The organism is Ornithinimicrobium carbonis (assembly GCF_977012275.1).
Genome location: NZ_OZ348993.1, coordinates 3,151,303 through 3,168,315, shown reverse-complemented (window position 1 = coordinate 3,168,315; position 17,013 = coordinate 3,151,303). Strand labels below are relative to the sequence as shown.

Below are 17,013 nucleotides of genomic sequence, written 5' to 3'. Positions count from 1 at the left end.
CCCCGTACACCAGTGTCGCGCCGCCCGGACGGAAGGTGCAGCCGGCGCCGGTGTGATCCAGGTCACTCTCTGTGCTGTGGTTGGCTGGCCACCATGCAGGTCTTCGACGCCGCCCGGGTCCGTGACCACCTCCCTCCGGACCTTCTGCTCGAAGCGCTGCGGAACGCCTTCCGGGACGTGGACGGGGTCGAGGCTCCCGCCCGCACCCACCACACCGTCGATCCCGACCTCGCTGCCACGCTCCTGCTCATGCCGGCGTGGCGACGGGGCGGCTACCTCGGGGTCAAGGTCGTGGGTCACTACCCGCAGAACGGGCGGGCGGGGCTGCCGGGCATCTACGGGTCCTACCTGCTGGCCGACGCCGGCACCGGGCGACCCCTGGCCGTCCTCGACGGCACCGAGCTGACCCGGTGGCGCACCGCCGCGGCCAGCGCCCTCGCGGCCGACCACCTCGCCCCCCGACAGGTGGACGAGCACCTGCTCGTGGGGGCCGGCAACGTGATGGCCGCGGTCCCCGCCTGCTACGCCCGGGTGAGGCAGGTCGGGCTGACCCGGGTCTGGGCGCGCCGCCGCGACCGGGCGGAGGACCTCGTCGCCCGGTTGCGCGCCGAGGGGGTGCGGACCGAGGTCGTGGACGACCTCGACGGCGCGGTGCGGACGGCGGACGTGGTCACGGTGGCGACGTCGGCGACGAGCCCGCTCGTCCACGGCCGGGACGTGCGCCCCGGCGCCCACGTCGACCTCATCGGGGCGTTCACGCCCGAGATGGTCGAGGCCGACGAGGAGCTGATCACCTCCGCGGAGCTCTACGTCGACGTCATGGAGGCCTTCGAGGAGGCGGGGGACCTCGTCGGGCCCGCCCGCCGCGGACGGCTCGCGCCGGACGACGCCGTGGCGACGCTGGCCGACCTGGTCCGCGGCCGACGTCCCGGTCGTCGGAGCGAGGAGGTGACGACGGTCTTCAAGTCGGTCGGCACGGCCCTGGAGGACCTGGCCGCCGCCACGCTGGTCTGGGAGCAGGCCGCGCCGGGGGAGGGTCGCGCCCCGGCGGGCTGACGCCGGGACGAGGCTCCCTCGCCCCTACAGTCGTCCCATGTCCACCGACCGCTCCGCCGAGCGCTACCTGGCGCTGCTCGCCGAGGACCGTCCGAGGGCGGACTTCGAGTCCGTGCTGGCCCGGGCCGCGGAGGACGGGGTGGACCCCGCGCACGCCCGGCGGGTGCACGAGCTGGCGTCGCGCGCCCGGGGGCTGCGCGACCTGGGCCGACGCCGGGAGTCCGAGCTGTCGGCGCTGTTCGAGACGGTGGCGGACCTCGCGGCGCTCAAGGACCTGGACGACGTGCTCGACGCGATCGTGCGACGGGCCCGCACCCTCCTGGCCTGCGACGTGTCCTACCTCTCCCTCAACGACGACGAGGCGGGGGAGACCTACATGCGGATCACCCAGGGGATCCACACCGAGCAGTTCCGCAACGTGCGGCTGCCCTTCGGGGAGGGCCTGGGGGGCCTGGTCGCCCAGACGGCCCGCCCGTACTCCACCGACGACTACTTCGCCGACGAGCGGTTCGCGCACACGCGCACGATCGACGGCGCCGTCGCCGCCGAGGAGATCACGGCGATCCTCGGGGTCCCGCTGATCCTGGGCAGGACGGTCATCGGCGTCCTCTACGCCGCCAACCACGACGCCCGTCCCTTCGGCCGCGAGGACGTGGACCTGCTCTCCAGCTTCGCCGGCCACGCGGCGGTCGCGATCGACAACGCCCGGCGCAACGAGGAGACCCACCAGGCGCTGGCCGACCTGCGGCGCACCTCCGACCTGCTGCGCGCCAACGTCGAGGGGGTCCAGCTCGCGACCGCGGCCCACGACCGGCTCACCGGGGTGGTCCTGCAGGGAGGTTCGCTCCAGGACGTCGCCGGCGAGCTGCAGGCGGTGCTCGGCCAGACCGTCGCGGTGGTCGACGCCCGCGGCGCGGTGCTGGCCGCCAGCGATCCGGGGACCACCCCGGACGAGGCCCTCCTGGACCTCGCCCGACGGTCGCTGCAGGACAACCGCACGGTGGTCGGGGAGGGTGCCAGCGTGGCTCCCGTGTGGGCGGGCGGGGCCCCGCTCGCCGCGGTCGTGGTGGCCGAGGAGCTCGACGACGTCGCCCGCCGCATCCTGGAGCGGGCCGCCACCACCGCAGCGCTGATCATGGTGGTCCACCGCAGCGTGGCCGAGAGCCAGAGCAGGCTGCGGGGAGACCTGCTGCTCGACCTCCTCGTCGGCCGGGCCGGCGACGGTGCGCTCACCGCCCGCGCCACCCAGCTGGGGACCGACCTCAACCGCGAGCACGCCGTCCTGGTCGTCGACGGCGCCGACCCCCAGCTCGTGCAGCTGGCCGGCGACCTCGCGGGCGCCCGCTCCGGCCTGGCCGTCGAGGTCGGCGACCGGCTGGTCGTCGCGCTGCCCGAGCTCACCCCGGTCGAGGCCGGCCGCGAGCTCCTGGACCGGGCCTCGGCGCGTGGTCCGGTCGGACGTGGGTCCGACGGCGCCCCGGGGTCACCCGCCGGGCGGGGACGCCGCGGTGCTCGACCGGGCGTGCCCCGCACCCTGGGCCGCAGCCTGCCCACCGTCGGGGCGGCCGGTCCGGCCGGGGGCCCGGCGGGCCTGCGGACCGCCTACCACGAGGCCACCCGGTGCCTGGAGGCCCTGCTCGCGCTGGGCCGCAGGGGCGAGGTGGCAGACCCGGAGGCCCTGGGCTTCGTGGGGTTGCTCCTGGGTCGCGGGGACCCGGCGCAGCACGTCCGTGCCCGCCTCGGCCCCGTCCTGGACTACGACGAGCTGCGGGGCACCGACCTGGCCGGGACGCTCGAGGCCTGGCTGGCCGAGGACCGGCACCTGGGACGGACCGCCGAGCGGCTGCACATCCACCCCAACACCGTGTCCCAGCGGCTGGACCGGGTCGGCCGCCTGCTCGGGGCCGGGTGGCAGGCTCCCGACCGGCTGCTGGAGATGGGGCTGGCGCTGCGCCTGCTGCACGTGCTCCCGGTGCTGCCGACCGGGCGCTGAGCCTGGCCGTCGAGGACCCGAGGGCTCAGCCGTCCCGTCCGTGGTCGCCGGGGGCGACGGCCCGGTGGTCGGCCGTCCCGTCGGCCGTTCCGTCCGCCGCGGTCGGCGGCTCCTCGCCGTACGGGCGCGAGCGTCGCCGGGCCAGGGCGTCGGTGACGGTGCCCCAGACGCCGCGGCGGAAGAGGAGCACCACGACGATGAACACCGACCCGGTGATGATGCCGATCCCGTCGAAGCCGGAGCTGGCGAGCCGGTCCTCCAGGATGACGATGATGAAGGCGCCGATCACGGCGCCCCAGAGGGTGCCGATGCCGCCCAGGACCGTGATGAGCACCACCTTGCCCGACGTCTGCCAGGACACCTCCTGCAGCGAGACGAAGCCGTGGCTGATGGCGAAGAGCCCGCCGGCCAGGCCGGCCAGGCCGGCGGAGATGACGAACACCATCACCCGGTAGCGCTCCACGTCATACCCCAGGGCGCGGGCACGGGCGGGGTTGTCCCGCGTGGCCACGAGGACCCGGCCGAAGGGGGAGTGCACCACGCGCCAGGCGAACCACATGCCGGCCAGGACCATCGGCAGGGCGGCGTAGTAGAACCAGAACGCGTCGCTCTCGACCGCCTCGATGCCGAAGAAGGAGGCCGGGACGCCCTGCAGGCCGTTCTCGCCCCCCGTGACCCCGCGCCACTGGTTGACGATGAAGAAGAGCATCTGCGCGAAGGCCAGGGTGACCATCGCGAAGTAGATCCCGCTGCGGCGCACCGAGAGCAGCCCGATGGGCAGCGCGAGCAGCATCGCGAACAGCGCTCCGGCCAGGACCGCGACGGGGAAGGGCGCCCCCGTCTCCACGGCGACGAGGCCCGCGACATAGGCCGAGCCTCCCCAGAACGCCGCGTGCCCGAAGGACAGCAGCCCGGCGTAGCCCAGCAGCAGGTCCAGGGCCACCGCGAACAGTGCCCAGGCGGCGATGTCCATCGCGATCGGCGGGTAGATGAACCAGGGCAGAGCCACGGCGACGACCAGGCCGGCCGCCAGCAGCGCCCAGCGGGTCGTGGAGCGCCCCAGGAGGCGTCCGGAGGCGCCGGTGGTCTGCGGCGTCTCGGGCCCCTCCGCGGTCGCGGGGCGGCCTGCCCCGGTGGTGTCGGTGGTGCTCATGCGTTCTCCTCCCGTCCGAACAGGCCGGCCGGTCGCAGCAGGATGACCAGGGCCATGAGGACGAAGATGACGATCTGGGACAGGGAGGCGGCGTAGGCCTGCCCATAGGCCTCGACCAGGCCGACGAGGAAGCCGGCCACGACGGCTCCCACGATGGAGCCCAGGCCGCCGATGACGACGACGGCGAAGAGGATGATGATGAAGCTGGAGCCCATGTCGGCCGTGATCGCCCTGAAGGGGGCGGCCAGCACCCCCGCCAGGCCGGCGAGCGCGATCCCGAACCCGAACACCGGGGTGACCCACCGGTTGACGTCGACGCCCAGGGCGCGGGTGAGCTCGGCCTTCTCGGTGGAGGCGCGCACGATCATCCCGATCCGGGTGCGGGTCATCAGCAGCCACACCGCCAGGCAGACGAGGATGGAGAAGGCGAGCACGAACACCTGGTAGGTCGGCAGCCGTACGTCGCCGAGGGTCAGCTGCCCGGTGAGGATCTCCGGCCGCGTGTAGGGCAGGCCCGAGACGCCGTACTGCCGCTTGACCAGGTCCACCAGGACCAGGGACAGGCCGAAGGTGAGCAGGAAGTTGTAGAGGGGGTCCAGCGCGATCAGCCGACTGATGAGCAGGCGCTCCAGGACGATCCCGAAGAGGAACATCAGGACCGGCACGACCAGCAGGGCCATCCAGAAGTTGAGTCCGATCAGGTCGAGCAGGACCGCCGCGACGACCGCCCCGAGCATGTAGCTGGCCCCGTGGGCGAAGTTCACCACGCCGAGCACGCCGAAGATGATGGCCAGGCCGAGGGCGGCGAGGGCGTAGAAGCTGCCGGCGGCCAGCCCCTGGATCGTGTACTGCAGGAACTCGTTCATGGCTCTCCTTGGAGCAAGGACGGGCCGGGCGCCCCGCACCCGCGTGGTGCGGGGCGCCCGGCCGCGGTGGTCTGCCTCAGTCGCCCATCGAGCAGGTGGACTGCTCCAGGGGCATGAAGGCCTCCTCGGCGGGGATCGTGCTGACGATCTCCTCGTAGTCCCACTCCTCCTCGACGGCGTCGGGGGACTTGACCTGGGCGAGGTAGACGTCGTGGATCACGCGGTGGTCCTCGGCCCGGATCTGGCCGTTGCGCAGGAAGACGTCCTCGATCTCCTTGCCCTCGAAGTTGGCCACGACCGCGTCCGCGTCGTCGGTGCCCTCCTCCTGCACGGCCTTGAGGTACTGCAGCGCCGCCGAGTAGTTGGCCGCGTGCGCGAAGCTCGGACGGGTGCCGGTCTCCTCCATGAACCGGTCGGCCCAGGCGCGGTTCTCCTCGTCGAAGTTCCAGTACCAGGCCTCGGCGAAGTTGACGCCCTCGAAGGCCTCGACCCCCAGGGAGTGGATGTCCGTGATGAACATCAGGCCCACGGCCAGGTCGATCCCCTGGGCGGCGTAGCCGCCCTCGTTGTACTGCTTGACCAGGTTGATCAGGTCGCCACCCGCCTGCATGGTGCCGATGACGTCCGGCTCGGCGGAGGCGGCCCGGGTGAGGAAGGTGGTGAAGTTGTCGTTCGGGAACGGCGTGGCGACGTGGTCGCCGACGGTGCCGCCGGCCTCCTCGACGGCTGCGGTGAAGGACTTGTCCATGTCCTGGCCGAAGGCGTAGTCGGGGTAGATGATCTGCCAGTCGGTCCCACCGTTCTCGGTGACCGTCTTGCCGGTGGTGTTCGCGAGCTGGTAGGTGTCGTAGGCCCAGTGGAAGGTGTACTTGTTGCACTGGTCGTTGGTCAGCGCGGTGGTGCCGGCACCGATGTCGATGAAGAGCTTCTTCTTCTCCGCGGCCTGGGTGGCCACGGCCAGGGCGGCCGAGGAGGTGGGCACGTCGAGGATGACGTCGGCGCCCTCCCGGTCGTAGAGCTCCTGGGCCTTGGTGTTGGCCACGTCGGGCTTGTTCTGGTGGTCGGCCGAGGTGACCTCGATCTCCTCGACGACCGCGTCCTCGCCGTACTCCTCCTTGAAGTCGGCCACGGCCATCTCCACGGCCACCACGCTGTTGGGGCCGGAGAGGTCCTTGTAGACGCCGCTGGCGTCGTTGAGCACGGCGAGGACGATCTTGTCGTCGGTGAACTCACCGTCGGCGCCGCCAGGGCCGCCGCTGCCGCAGGCCGACAGCACGAGGGCTCCGGCGGTGACGGTGGCGGTCGCCACGAGTCGTGAGATGTTCATGGGTGTTCTCTCCTTCGAGTTCCCGGGTGTTCGGGGGATGGGTGGGACGGGGACGTGGGACGGACGGGGACGTGGGTGGGACGGGGACGTGGAGGGGGTATGGGGTGCGCGTGCGGCCGGGTGGCTCACATGCCGAGGTACTCGAGCAGCTCGCCCTGGCGGGCGGTGAACTCCGCGTTGTCCAGGTCGGCGGCCACCTGCCCCTCGGCCAGCACGTAGTGCCGGTCGGCGACGGTGGAGGCGAACTTCACGTTCTGCTCCACGAGGAGCACGGTCGTGCCCTCCTGCTTGACCCGCAGGAGGATGTCGCGGATCTGCTGGACGATGACCGGGGCCAGGCCCTCGCTCGGCTCGTCGAGCAGGAGCATGGTGGCTCCGGTGCGCAGCACGCGGGCGATGGCCAGCATCTGCTGCTCGCCGCCGGAGAGGGTGGTGCCGGGGGCCCGCCTGCGGTCCGCCAGGACCGGGAAGGCCTCATAGACCTGCTCCAGCGACCAGGCGGTCTCACGGTTCGTGACCGGTGGCAGGGTGAGGTTCTCCTCGACGTTGAGCGAGGCGTAGACGCCCCGGTCGTCCTGCACCCAGCCCAGGCCGCGCCTGGCCCGCTGGTGGGCCGGTACCGCCGTGACGTCCTGTCCGTCGAGGTGGATGCTGCCCCGGACGTCGCGGTGCAGACCCATGATGCAGCGCAGGAGGGTGGACTTGCCCGCGCCGTTGCGACCCACGAGGGTGACCACCTCGCCCGGCGCCACGCGCACGTCGACGCCGTGCAGCGCCTGGGCGTCCCCGTAGAAGGCCGACAGGCCCCTGACCTCAAGCATGGCTGTCCTCCCCGAGGTAGGCGGTGACGACCCGGTCGTCGGTGCGCACCTCGTCGTAGGTGCCTCGGGCCAGGACCTCGCCGGCCATGAGCACCGTCACGTGGTCGGCCAGGCTGCCCACCACGTGCATGTTGTGGTCCACGAAGACGACCGAGCGTCCGGAGGCGATGCGCCGGACCAGCTCGATGGTGCGCTCCACGTCCTCGCGGCCCATCCCGGCCGTGGGCTCGTCCAGCAGCAGGACCGAGGGGTCCAGCGCGAGCACGAGCGCCATCTCCAGCGCGCGCTTCTGCCCGTAGGCGAGCTCGCCGGCGGGCCGGTGGGCCAGCGGAGCCAGGCCCACCTGCTCGACGAGCTCGTCGGCCCGGTCCCGGAACCGGGCCATGGTCCGGTCCGAGCGCCAGAACTGCATCCCGCCGCCGGCCATGCCCTGGAGCGCCAGCTCGACGTGCTCGAGGGGGGTGAGGTTGTCGAAGAGGGAGGTGATCTGGAAGGAACGGGCCACCCCCTCGTGGGCGATCTGCTCGGGCTCCTTGCCGGTGATGTCCCGGCCGTGCACCGTGATCGTGCCGGCGGTCGGCTTGAGGAAGCCGGTGAGGAGGTTGAACAACGTCGTCTTGCCGGCGCCGTTGGGGCCCACCAGGGCGTGCACCTCTCCCTCGACGACGTCGAGGTCGACCTCCTTGACGGCCCGGAAGCCGCGGAAGTCCTTGGTGAGTCCGCGGGCGGACAGGGCCACCGCCCGGGTGGACCGCCCGTCGGCGTCGTCGTGGTCTGCGCTCATGTCGCCCCACCGTAGGGAGCGACCGACGGCGAACCTATGTCGTGGCGGCACATACTTCCTCGTCCAGCATGTGCGGTTCGGGCATCGACATGAACACTGGTTCAGGTCACGATGCTTCGAGACGACGCCCTACGACGACGGGCGTCCGGCCAGGACCACCGCCCGTGGGGCGGCCGGCGGCGCAGGGGACCCGGCAGGGTCGGAGGAGGAGCGAGCAGGGATGACGACACGGACCGTGCTGGTCACCGGTGGAGGCAGCGGCATCGGGGAGGCCATCGCCCGTCGCAGCGCGGAGGACGGGATGCGCGTGATCGTGGCCGACCGCGACGGCGCGGCGGCCGATCGGGTCGCCGACGCGCTCGGCGGTGAGTCCTGGGTCGTCGACCTCTCCGACACCGGCGCCCTGGAGGAGCTGCGGCTGGAGTGCGACGTCCTGGTCAACAACGCCGGGATCCAGCGGGTGGCGCCGATCCACGAGTACGACCCGGCGGACTTCCGGCTCATCCACCGGCTGATGCTGGAGTCGCCGTTCCTGCTGGTCAGGGCCGCCCTCCCGCACATGTACGCCCGCGGCTGGGGACGCATCATCAACATCTCCTCGGCGCACGGGCTGAGGGCCTCGGCCTTCAAGTCCGCCTACGTCTCGGCCAAGCACGGGCTCGAGGGGCTCTCCAAGGTGACCGCCCTGGAGGGGGCGCCCCACGGCGTCACGTCCAACTGCCTCAACCCCGGCTACGTGCGCACCCCGCTGGTGGAGAAGCAGATCGCCGACCAGGCCGCGACCCACGGGATCCCGGAGGCCGAGGTCGTGGAGAAGGTCATGCTCACCCGTTCCCCGGTCAAGCGGCTCGTAGAGCCGACCGAGGTGGCCGCGCTGGCCTCCTTCCTCATGAGCGACGACGCGGGGATGGTCACCGGCACCTCCTACACGATGGACGGGGGATGGACGGCCCAGTGACCTCCGGGGTGCGGGCGCTCCCTCAGCGCCCCAGCCAGGCCATGGTCGCGGCCACCATCGCGCGCACACCGGTGTCGAGGGTGGGCTGCAGCACCGGGGCGAACTGGGGAGCGTGGTTGTCCGGGAAGTCCTCGGCCTGCGTCCCGGCGGCCTCCGAGGACGCCCACCGCGCGGCGTCGAATGCGCCGAAGCCCCAGTAGCAGTAGGGCGCGCCCCAGGCGTTCGGCAGCTCGGAGAAGTCCTCCGACCCCATCTCCGGTTCGAAGTCGCGGACCTGGTCCGTGCCGAGCTCGTCGGCCAGGGCCGCCCGGACCCGGTCCGTCGTCGCCGGGTCGTTGTCGGTGACCGGGAGGTGGTCGAAGGTCTCCACGAGCGGCTCCGGCGCCCCCCAGGCGTGGGCCTCGGCCCGCGCCGTGCGGGCCAGGATCTCCAGGCACCGCCGGGCCACCTCGTCGTCGTAGGTGCGCACCGTGCCCTCGACGACGGCGGTCTCGGGGATGATGTTGGTCTTCGTGCCGGCCACGACCCGACCCACCGTGACCACGGCCGTCGCCCGCGGGGCCACCTGACGGGAGACGATCGTCTGCAGCCGCACGACGAGGGAGGCCGCCATGACGACGGGGTCGATGGCCGTGTGCGGCGCCGAGCCGTGGCCTCCCCTGCCGCGCAGGGTGATCCGGAAGTCGTCGCAGCTGGCCATGATCGGCCCGGGCGCCACCTGCACCGACCCCGCCGGGCCCGGCAGCACGTGCTGCCCCAAGGCGACGTCCGGCCTGGGGAGCCGCTCGACGAGCCCGTCGGCGACCATCGCCTCGGCCCCGTTGAACTGCTCCTCCGCCGGCTGGAAGATGGCGACCAGCGTCCCGGCCCAGGAGTCCGGGGCGGCCAGGAGCAGGCGCAGCGCCGCCAGCAGGGTGGCCACGTGGGTGTCGTGCCCGCAGGCGTGCATGACGGGCACGGTGCCCCCCTCCCCGGTGGTGGCCGTCGCGGTGGAGGCGTAGCTCAGGCCGGTGTCCTCGCGGACCGGCAACCCGTCCATGTCGGCGCGCACCAGCACGGTCGGTCCCTCCCCGTGGTGGGCCACGACGGCCACCCCGGTCCCGCCGACCCCGGCAAGGATCTCCAGGTCCTGCGCGCCGGGCATCGCGCGCACCTCCTCGAGCACCCGTGCGGCGGTCCCGTGCTCCTGCGTCGACAGCTCGGGGTGCGCGTGCAGCCAGCGGTAGGTCTCCTCCAGCCAGGGCCGGATCCCCGGCAGCCCGGACAGGACCTCGGCGACGGCGGACGTCGGGGGTGCGGTGCTCACAGGATCCTCCTGGGGAACGGGGGGTGGTCGGGGACGGCGGGTGGTCGGGGACGCCGTGGTGCGGGTGTGGTCCCGACGCTAGCCCGTGGCAGGCTGTCCGGGTGACATCACGGGTGATCCACACCGGGCAGGCGCTCGTCGACGTCGTCCTGGAGGTCGGCGGGCTGCCGGTCCGCGGAGGCAACGTCAACGCGCACTCCGCGGAGCGCTACGCCGGGGGAGCGGTGAGCATCCTGCTCGCCGCCGCCCGGACGGGTGCCCGGGCCGTCCACGCCGGGGCCCACGGCACCGGACCCAACGGGGACCTCGTCCGGGAGGCCCTCACCTCCGAGGGGGTGCACCTGACGGACGCGCCCGTGGCGGAGGAGGACACCGGGATCTGCGTGGTGCTGGTCGAGCCGACGGCGGAACGGACCTTCATCACCACCTACGGCGCGGAGCGGAGGGTCAGCGGGCGATCGCTGTCCCGCAGCGCGCCGGTCGCCGGCGACCTCGTCTGCGTCACCGGCTACAGCCTCTACCCGCCGACGCGCGACCCGCTGCTGGCGTGGCTCGAGCAGCTGCCGCACGGCGTGCAGGTGGTGCTCGACCCGGGGGCGGCGCTGGCGGAGATGCCGGGCGAGCACCGCAGCCGGGTGCTCGCCAGGACGCACGTGTGGACCTCCAACGCCCTGGAGGCCGAGGAGCTCACCGGGGTCGGCGACGTCGCCCGCGCCGCGGCTGCCGTCGCCGGGCACCTGCCCGACGGGGCCGTGGTGGTGGTCCGGGACGGCGCCGAGGGCTGCGTGGTGCACGTCGACGGGGAGACGACGACCGTGCCGGGGTTCCCGCAGGTCCCGGTGGACACCAACGGCGCCGGGGACGCCCACACCGGCGTGCTCTGCGCGGAGCGGGCCCTCGGCACCGACTGGGTGACGGCCGCCCGCCGGGCCAACGCCGCCGGGGCCATCAAGGTGACGCGCCGGGGACCGGCCACCGCCCCGACCCGCGCCGAGGTGGACGCCTTCCTGGGCGCGCACGACGGCAGCACGCACCCCGGCACCCACCCAGGCACCCAGCCAGGGACGCACGCCGGCCCGCAGCCCGACCCTCGCCGGAGCGGGACCGGGGTGGCGGACCGGGCGGGCAGCCCGGGCTAGCACGTCGGCGGGCCGGACCACGGCACGCCGAACCGTCCGTCGTGGACGACCTCCCCGACCTGCCGTCTGCCGCGCCGGGCCGACCCCGAGGGGGGACGCGGCACGGCATACCCCAGGGCCACCACGCCGACCAGGCGCCGGTCCGCCGGGATCCCGAACGCCTCGCGCACCTCGTCCGTGCGGTCAGGGGGCACGCCGAAGAGGAGCGCGCCCAGGCCCTCGTCGACGGCGGTGAGCAGCGCGAGCAGGGCGGCCATCCCGGTGTCCACGTCCCACCACGGCACCGGCCAGGCGGCGGGGTCGCGGTCGGCCCGGCCCTTGTCCGGCTCGGCGTAGCGGTCCAGGTAGGCCCCGGGGTCGGAGAGCAGGACCACCAGGCACGGGGCCGTCGAGACGCCCCGCAGCCACCGGTCGGGGGCCGGTCCCGGTCCCGGGTCCGGCCACCCCGGGACGGTCGTGCGCCACCAGCGGTCCACGTCCTGGGGCCGGGAGAGGACGAGCAGGTCGGTGCCCTGGCTGAAGCCGGCGCTCGGGCCCCGTCGGGCGTGGTCGAGCACCCGTCCCAGCACCTCGGGCGGTACCGGTCGGTCCGGGTCGAACCGCCGCACCATGCGGCGCCGTCGCACCACCTCGCGCAGCTCCATACCCGGCATCGTGGCACGGCGCGTCCCGTGCGCCCCCGCCCGGGCCGTGGCAGAGTGCGTGCCCATCAGGTGCGGTCGGGGCGGGCCCGGCGGGCCGGACGGACCCGGCTCCGAGGTCCGGCCCGGGGACGGGAGGGGTGGTGATGCAGGTCACACCCAACCGTCGCGGCCCCCGCGGCGTCCCGAAGGACGTGAGCATCATCACGCGCGAGCTGCGGCCGCCGCCGGTCAGCCGCGTCGAGGACGGCGGCGACGGGAGTGCCGAGGCGGACGTCCGGGCGGTCTACCTGGCGCACTTCGGCCGGCTGGCGGGCTGGGCCTCCTACCTCGTCGGCGACCCCGACCTGGGCCACGACATGGCCACCGACGCCTTCGTCCGCCTCCTGCGCAGCTGGGACGACGTCGACCAGCCGCGCCCGTGGCTCTACACCACGGTGGGCAACCTCGTGAAGGACCACTGGCGCAAGCGGGGCCGCGAGCGGGTCGCCTACCTGCGGCTGCACGGGGGCACCGACCCGGAGACCGCGGTCGCCCACGGTCCCGACCCCGCGCTCACGCTGTCCGTACGGGCCGCGGTCGGGTCCCTGCCCGACCGGCTGCGGCTGGCGGTCCTGCTGCACTACTTCGGCGACCTCACCGTGAGCGAGGTCGCGCGTCAGCTCGGCAAGGCCGAGGGGACGGTCAAGCGAGACCTGCACGACGCGCGGGCCCGGCTCGCGCAGACCCTGGAGAGTGCCCGATGACCGAGCGCGACGACCGCCAGGTCGAGGACTTCTTCGCCGCCCACCGGCGCCGGGTCCTCGACCACCCCGCCGACGAGGAGAGCTGGGAGCAGATCACCGTGCGGGCGGCACGGAGCCGTCCCGGATCCCGCGGCGCGTGGTTCCTCGCCGGGGCCGTGGCGGCCTCCGCGGTGGCGATGGCCGTGCTCGTGGGTCAGGGGACGGGCGGCGGGGACGTCCAGCCCGCCCTGCCGGCGGGACCCGGCGACGACGGCGCGGTGGTCTCCACCGGCCCCCCGGGGGACGTCGCCCGGGGCACGGACACCGCGGACGCGACGGACGGGGGCGAGGGTGAAGGAGGTGCCGACGGTGGTGCCGGCCAGGACGGCGAGGTGGGGGACGGTCCGACGGCCGACGACCCCGGCGACGGCACGGACGCGGGGGCCGGCGAGGACGGCGGCACCGGGGAGGCGGGCCCGGTCACGCTGCCGCCCGCCGACCTGTCCGGGGGGATCTGGCGGGTCGAGGAGCCGAGCAGCGACGAGGGCGGCGTGACGAGCGCCGTCTACCAGACCTGCGCGGCGGACGCCGAAGGCTCGTCGTGCCCCGGACTGGCCGTCAGCGAGGAAGAGGGCCGGTCCTGGACGGCCCGCGCGGACCTGGCCGCCGCCGGTTTCGAGGACGCGGTCTCGGGTGCGGGCAGCGTGTGGGTGTGGAGCCCGGCCGGTCCGGGGACCGACGCCGCGGGGGAGACCTCCGCCGCGCTGCTGCGCTCCGACGACGCGGGGCTGACCTGGACCCCGGTGCCGACCCGCGGCGAGGGGGTCATGAGGGTGGAGGTCTTCCGCAGCACGCTCGTGGTCGTGACGCAGGGGTGCGAGGAGGACACCGAGAGCTGCCTGGAGGTCGTGGTCACCGACGTCGAGGACGACGACGCCACCGAGGGCCGGCGGCACATCGTCCTCGACGACCTGCCGGCGACCTGGTGGGGAGCTCCCGGGCCGTTGCCCCAGCTGTCGCTGCAGGCCACCTACGACGCGGTCTACCTGGTGCTGACCCACGAGGGGGTGGCCTACCGGATCGAGGACGGCGAGGAGGTGGCCACGCGGGTGGAGCGTCCCGGCTGCGGCCTGGCCACCGCCCCGGAGAGCCAGGACGGCCTGGTCTCCTGGTGCCTGGGGTCCGGGACCGTCGGGCGGTCCCCGGACGGTGGGGACACCTGGGAGGAGATCCCCGCACCGTCGGACGGCGAGGTCCTGGCCGTGGCCAGCAACGACGGCCGGCGCCTGGTCGTGGCGACCGGGACCTCGGTCTGGACCTCGGCGGGGGAGGACGGCTGGGACCGGACGCTGGGGCTGCCGACCCGGGTCGACACCCTGCTGCGTGCGGACGGCGGGACGTCGCTGCGGGTGGGGACCGTCCCGGTCTTCGTGCAGACGCCGGACGGCGAGGACGGGGCGGGCCGGTGGACGAGCGAGGACGACGGCCTGACCTGGACCGAGCAGCCCCCGTTCCCGCTGCCCGACGGCCTGCCATGATGGGGGCATGACCGAGCCGGCAGAGCTGCCCCCGGGCTATCCGCAGGAGTGGGAGGCCGACGTCGTCCTCGCCGACGGCATGGTCGCGCACGTGCGCCCCATCCGCCCGGACGACACCGAGGCCATCCACGAGTTCCACGCGGGACAGTCGGACGAGTCGATCTACCTGCGCTTCTTCGCCCCGATCAAGCGCCTGTCCGACAAGGACGTGCACCGGTTCACGCACGTCGACTACCACGACCGGGTCGCCCTGGTCATGACCGTGCGGGACCGGCTCGTGGGGATCGGCCGGTACGACCGGCTCCAGCCCGACGGCCCCGTGGCCGAGGTCGCCTTCAACGTCTCCGACCACCACCAGGGCAGGGGCATCGGCTCGGTGCTCCTGGAGCACCTGGCCGACATCGGCCGCGAGGACGACGTGCGCCGGTTCGTCGCCGACGTGCTGCCCCAGAACCGCAAGATGATCGGCGTCTTCCGGGACGCCGGGTACGAGGTCTCCCACGAGTTCGACGACGGGGTCATCGCCGTGGCCTTCGACATCGAGCCGACCGACGCCTCCCGCGCGGTGCGGATGAGCCGCGAGCACCGGTCCGAGGCCCGGTCCATGCGCCAGGTCCTCCACCCCGCCTCGGTCGCGGTCATCGGGGCCAGCCGCCGGCCGGACACCGTGGGGCGGGTCTTCCTGGAGGACATCGTCGCCGGCGGCTACCAGGGACGCCTCGTCGCGGTCAACAACCGGGCGGAGCCAGGAACCCTCATCGCGGGACAGCCCACGGTCGCCTCCGTGCGCGACGTGGAGGGGGGCGTCGACCTGGCCGTGATCGCGGTGCCGGCCGTCGACGTGCTGGAGGCCGTCGAGGAGTGCGCGGACGCCTCGGTCAGGGCGCTGGTCGTGGCCTCCGAGGGCTTCGCCGAGGCCGGTCCCGAGGGGGAGGAGCGCCAGCGGGAGCTGCTCGAACGGGCGCGCCGCTACGGGATGCGGGTCCTGGGCCCCAACAGCTTCGGCCTGATCAACAACGACCCCGAGGTGCGCCTCAACGCCACCCTCGCCTCCGTCGAGCACGTCCCGCCGCACGGTCGGCTGGGCCTGTTCGCGCAGTCCGGCGCCCTGGGGGTGGCGGTCCTGTCCTCGGCCCAGCGCCGCGGACTGGGCATCTCCACCTTCGCCTCGGCGGGCAACCGGGTGGACATCTCCGGCAACGACCTCATGCAGTACTGGCTCGACGACGACGCCACCGCCGCGGTGGGCCTCTACCTGGAGTCGATGGGCAACCCGCGCAAGTTCTCCCGGATCGCCCGCAAGCTGTCCTCCATCAAGCCGGTCATCGTGGTCAAGTCCGGGGTGGGTGGCGGCAAGTACGGCACGCCGCGCGGACACCGGGTGCGGGCCACCCAGGAGCGTCCGGAGGCCTTCGCGCAGATGCTCAAGCAGGCCGGCGTCGTCCGGGTCGAGAACCTGCACCAGCTCTTCGACGTCGCCCAGCTGCTCATCAACCAGCCCCTGCCCGGCGGGGTGCGGGTCGCCGTGGTGACCAACAGCGACGCGCTCGGGTCGCTGGCTGCGGACGCGGCGGTCTCCTGGGGGCTGGAGGTGACCCACGGGCCGGTGGCCGTGCCGGTCGAGGCCGGCACCGAGTCCTTCCACGAGGTGGTCGAGCGGGCCCTGGCGGACCCGGCGGTCGACTCGCTCATCGCCTGCTTCATCCCGCCCGTGGCCCAGATCGACCCCGAGGTGGTCGGGGCCGTCGAGGAGGCGGTGGAGCGCTCCGACAAGCCGTGCGTGGCGACCTTCCTGGGCATGCGGGGGGTGGGTGGCACGCGCCGGCTCCCGGTCTACCCCACCCCCGAGGACGGGGTCCGTGCGCTCGCCTCGGCGACGAGGTATGCCGAGTGGGTGCGCGCCGAGCGCGGGGAGAAGGTGCGTCCCGAGGGGATCAACCGCCGGGCGGCCCACGACGTGCTCGAGACCGCCCTGGCCGCGGACCCTGCGGGGCGCGACCTGACCGCCGAGGAGACCCGCCAGCTGCTCGCCGCCTACGGCATCGACGTGTGGCCGGTCGTGGAGGTGGGGTCCGACGAGGAGGCGGTCGAGGCCTACAAGCAGATGCGCGGCACCATCGTCATGAAGGCCACCTCGCCGCTGCTCCAGCACCAGCCGGGCCAGGGCTGGATCCGGACCGGGCTGCGCCACCCCAAGGCGGTGGGAGCGGCATACCGGGACCTCGACGCGCTGCTGCGCCCCCTGGGTGCGGAGGGGATCGCCCTGCAGCATATGGCCCCCTCCGGCGTCGCGGTGGAGATCAGCACCACCGAGGACGCGCTCTTCGGGCCGGTCGTCGGCTTCGGCGTGGCCGGGCTGCCCGTGGACCTGCTCGGCGACGTGGCCCACCGCTTCCCGCCGCTGACCGACGTCGACGTGGCCGAGATGGTGGGCTCGATCAAGGCCGCCCCGATGCTGGACGGGTACCGCGGGGCGATGCCGGTCGACCACGGCGCGCTGCACGACCTCATCGCCCGCGTGTCCGTCCTCTCCGACGACCACCCGGAGCTGGCGCACGTGCGGCTCAACCCGGTGATGGCCCACCAGGAGGGCATCGACGTCCTGGGCGCGTCGGTGCACGTGGCTCCGGCCCCCACCCGCACGGACGCCGAGCGCCGGGCCATGCTCTCCTGAGCCGCGGCAGCACCCGCGGCACCGGCAGCACC

Annotated in this window: 14 protein-coding genes; 7 read left to right on the top strand and 7 right to left on the bottom strand. The window is 73.8% G+C overall.

The genetic code is table 11. The annotated features are described in order from the left end of the window. Positions 1-93 precede the first annotated feature (93 nt). Together ACWHYA_RS14540 and ACWHYA_RS14535 are read left to right on the top strand one after the other, a co-directional pair. Positions 94-1,056, top strand: a complete 963-nt coding sequence (locus ACWHYA_RS14540) for an ornithine cyclodeaminase family protein (RefSeq protein ID WP_425942775.1) — start codon at positions 94-96, stop codon at positions 1,054-1,056. Between the two features lie 37 nt (positions 1,057-1,093). Further along, on the top strand, positions 1,094-3,049 hold the full coding sequence (locus tag ACWHYA_RS14535) for a helix-turn-helix domain-containing protein (protein WP_425942774.1): 1,956 nt from the start codon (positions 1,094-1,096) through the stop codon (positions 3,047-3,049). A gap of 25 nt (positions 3,050-3,074) precedes the next feature. On the opposite strand, the gene ACWHYA_RS14530 is transcribed toward ACWHYA_RS14535, so the two are convergent. From ACWHYA_RS14530 to ACWHYA_RS14510, 5 genes are all read right to left on the bottom strand, one after another. After that, a complete protein-coding gene (locus tag ACWHYA_RS14530) occupies positions 3,075-4,202 on the bottom strand; it encodes a branched-chain amino acid ABC transporter permease (protein ID WP_425942773.1) in 1,128 nt (375 codons plus the stop codon). Then, positions 4,199-5,068: a branched-chain amino acid ABC transporter permease gene (locus ACWHYA_RS14525; protein ID WP_425942772.1), complete on the bottom strand. Its 870-nt coding sequence runs from the start codon at positions 5,066-5,068 to the stop codon at positions 4,199-4,201. The genes ACWHYA_RS14530 and ACWHYA_RS14525 overlap by 4 nt, the downstream gene beginning before the upstream one ends. A gap of 76 nt (positions 5,069-5,144) precedes the next feature. Beyond that, a complete protein-coding gene (locus ACWHYA_RS14520) occupies positions 5,145-6,395 on the bottom strand; it encodes an ABC transporter substrate-binding protein (RefSeq protein WP_425942771.1) in 1,251 nt (416 codons plus the stop codon). Positions 6,396-6,520: 125 nt separating this feature from the next. After that, a complete protein-coding gene (locus tag ACWHYA_RS14515; RefSeq protein ID WP_425942770.1) occupies positions 6,521-7,216 on the bottom strand; it encodes an ABC transporter ATP-binding protein in 696 nt (231 codons plus the stop codon). Then, the gene (locus tag ACWHYA_RS14510) at positions 7,209-8,000 is read right to left on the bottom strand and encodes an ABC transporter ATP-binding protein (RefSeq protein ID WP_425942769.1); all 792 of its coding nucleotides are present in this window, start codon (positions 7,998-8,000) and stop codon (positions 7,209-7,211) included. The genes ACWHYA_RS14515 and ACWHYA_RS14510 overlap by 8 nt, the downstream gene beginning before the upstream one ends. A 220-nt stretch (positions 8,001-8,220) precedes the next feature. Between ACWHYA_RS14510 and ACWHYA_RS14505 the strand changes: the two genes are divergently transcribed. Beyond that, complete coding sequence (locus tag ACWHYA_RS14505) at positions 8,221-8,958, top strand: 3-hydroxybutyrate dehydrogenase (protein WP_425942768.1); 738 nt, start codon at positions 8,221-8,223, stop codon at positions 8,956-8,958. A gap of 22 nt (positions 8,959-8,980) precedes the next feature. Here ACWHYA_RS14505 and ACWHYA_RS14500 read toward each other — a convergent pair whose 3' ends face one another. After that, the gene (locus ACWHYA_RS14500) at positions 8,981-10,264 is read right to left on the bottom strand and encodes an amidohydrolase (RefSeq protein WP_425942767.1); all 1,284 of its coding nucleotides are present in this window, start codon (positions 10,262-10,264) and stop codon (positions 8,981-8,983) included. Between the two features lie 101 nt (positions 10,265-10,365). Here ACWHYA_RS14500 and ACWHYA_RS14495 point away from each other — a divergent pair, with 101 nt between their 5' ends. Further along, positions 10,366-11,403: a PfkB family carbohydrate kinase gene (locus tag ACWHYA_RS14495; RefSeq protein ID WP_425942766.1), complete on the top strand. Its 1,038-nt coding sequence runs from the start codon at positions 10,366-10,368 to the stop codon at positions 11,401-11,403. Here the strand turns inward: ACWHYA_RS14495 and ACWHYA_RS14490 are convergent. Beyond that, on the bottom strand, positions 11,400-12,047 hold the full coding sequence (locus tag ACWHYA_RS14490; RefSeq protein ID WP_425942765.1) for a nitroreductase family protein: 648 nt from the start codon (positions 12,045-12,047) through the stop codon (positions 11,400-11,402). The genes ACWHYA_RS14495 and ACWHYA_RS14490 overlap by 4 nt on opposite strands. A 191-nt stretch (positions 12,048-12,238) precedes the next feature. Here ACWHYA_RS14490 and ACWHYA_RS14485 point away from each other — a divergent pair, with 191 nt between their 5' ends. Genes ACWHYA_RS14485 through ACWHYA_RS14475 form a run of 3 tightly spaced genes read left to right on the top strand, consistent with a single transcriptional unit; the run spans position 12,239 to position 16,981 of the window. Then, complete coding sequence (locus tag ACWHYA_RS14485) at positions 12,239-12,790, top strand: RNA polymerase sigma factor (protein ID WP_426948832.1); 552 nt, start codon at positions 12,239-12,241, stop codon at positions 12,788-12,790. Beyond that, a complete protein-coding gene (locus ACWHYA_RS14480; RefSeq protein ID WP_425942763.1) occupies positions 12,787-14,307 on the top strand; it encodes a WD40/YVTN/BNR-like repeat-containing protein in 1,521 nt (506 codons plus the stop codon). The genes ACWHYA_RS14485 and ACWHYA_RS14480 overlap by 4 nt, the downstream gene beginning before the upstream one ends. Before the next feature lie 7 nt (positions 14,308-14,314). Next, on the top strand, positions 14,315-16,981 hold the full coding sequence (locus ACWHYA_RS14475) for a bifunctional acetate--CoA ligase family protein/GNAT family N-acetyltransferase (protein WP_425942762.1): 2,667 nt from the start codon (positions 14,315-14,317) through the stop codon (positions 16,979-16,981). Positions 16,982-17,013: the final 32 nt, after the last annotated feature.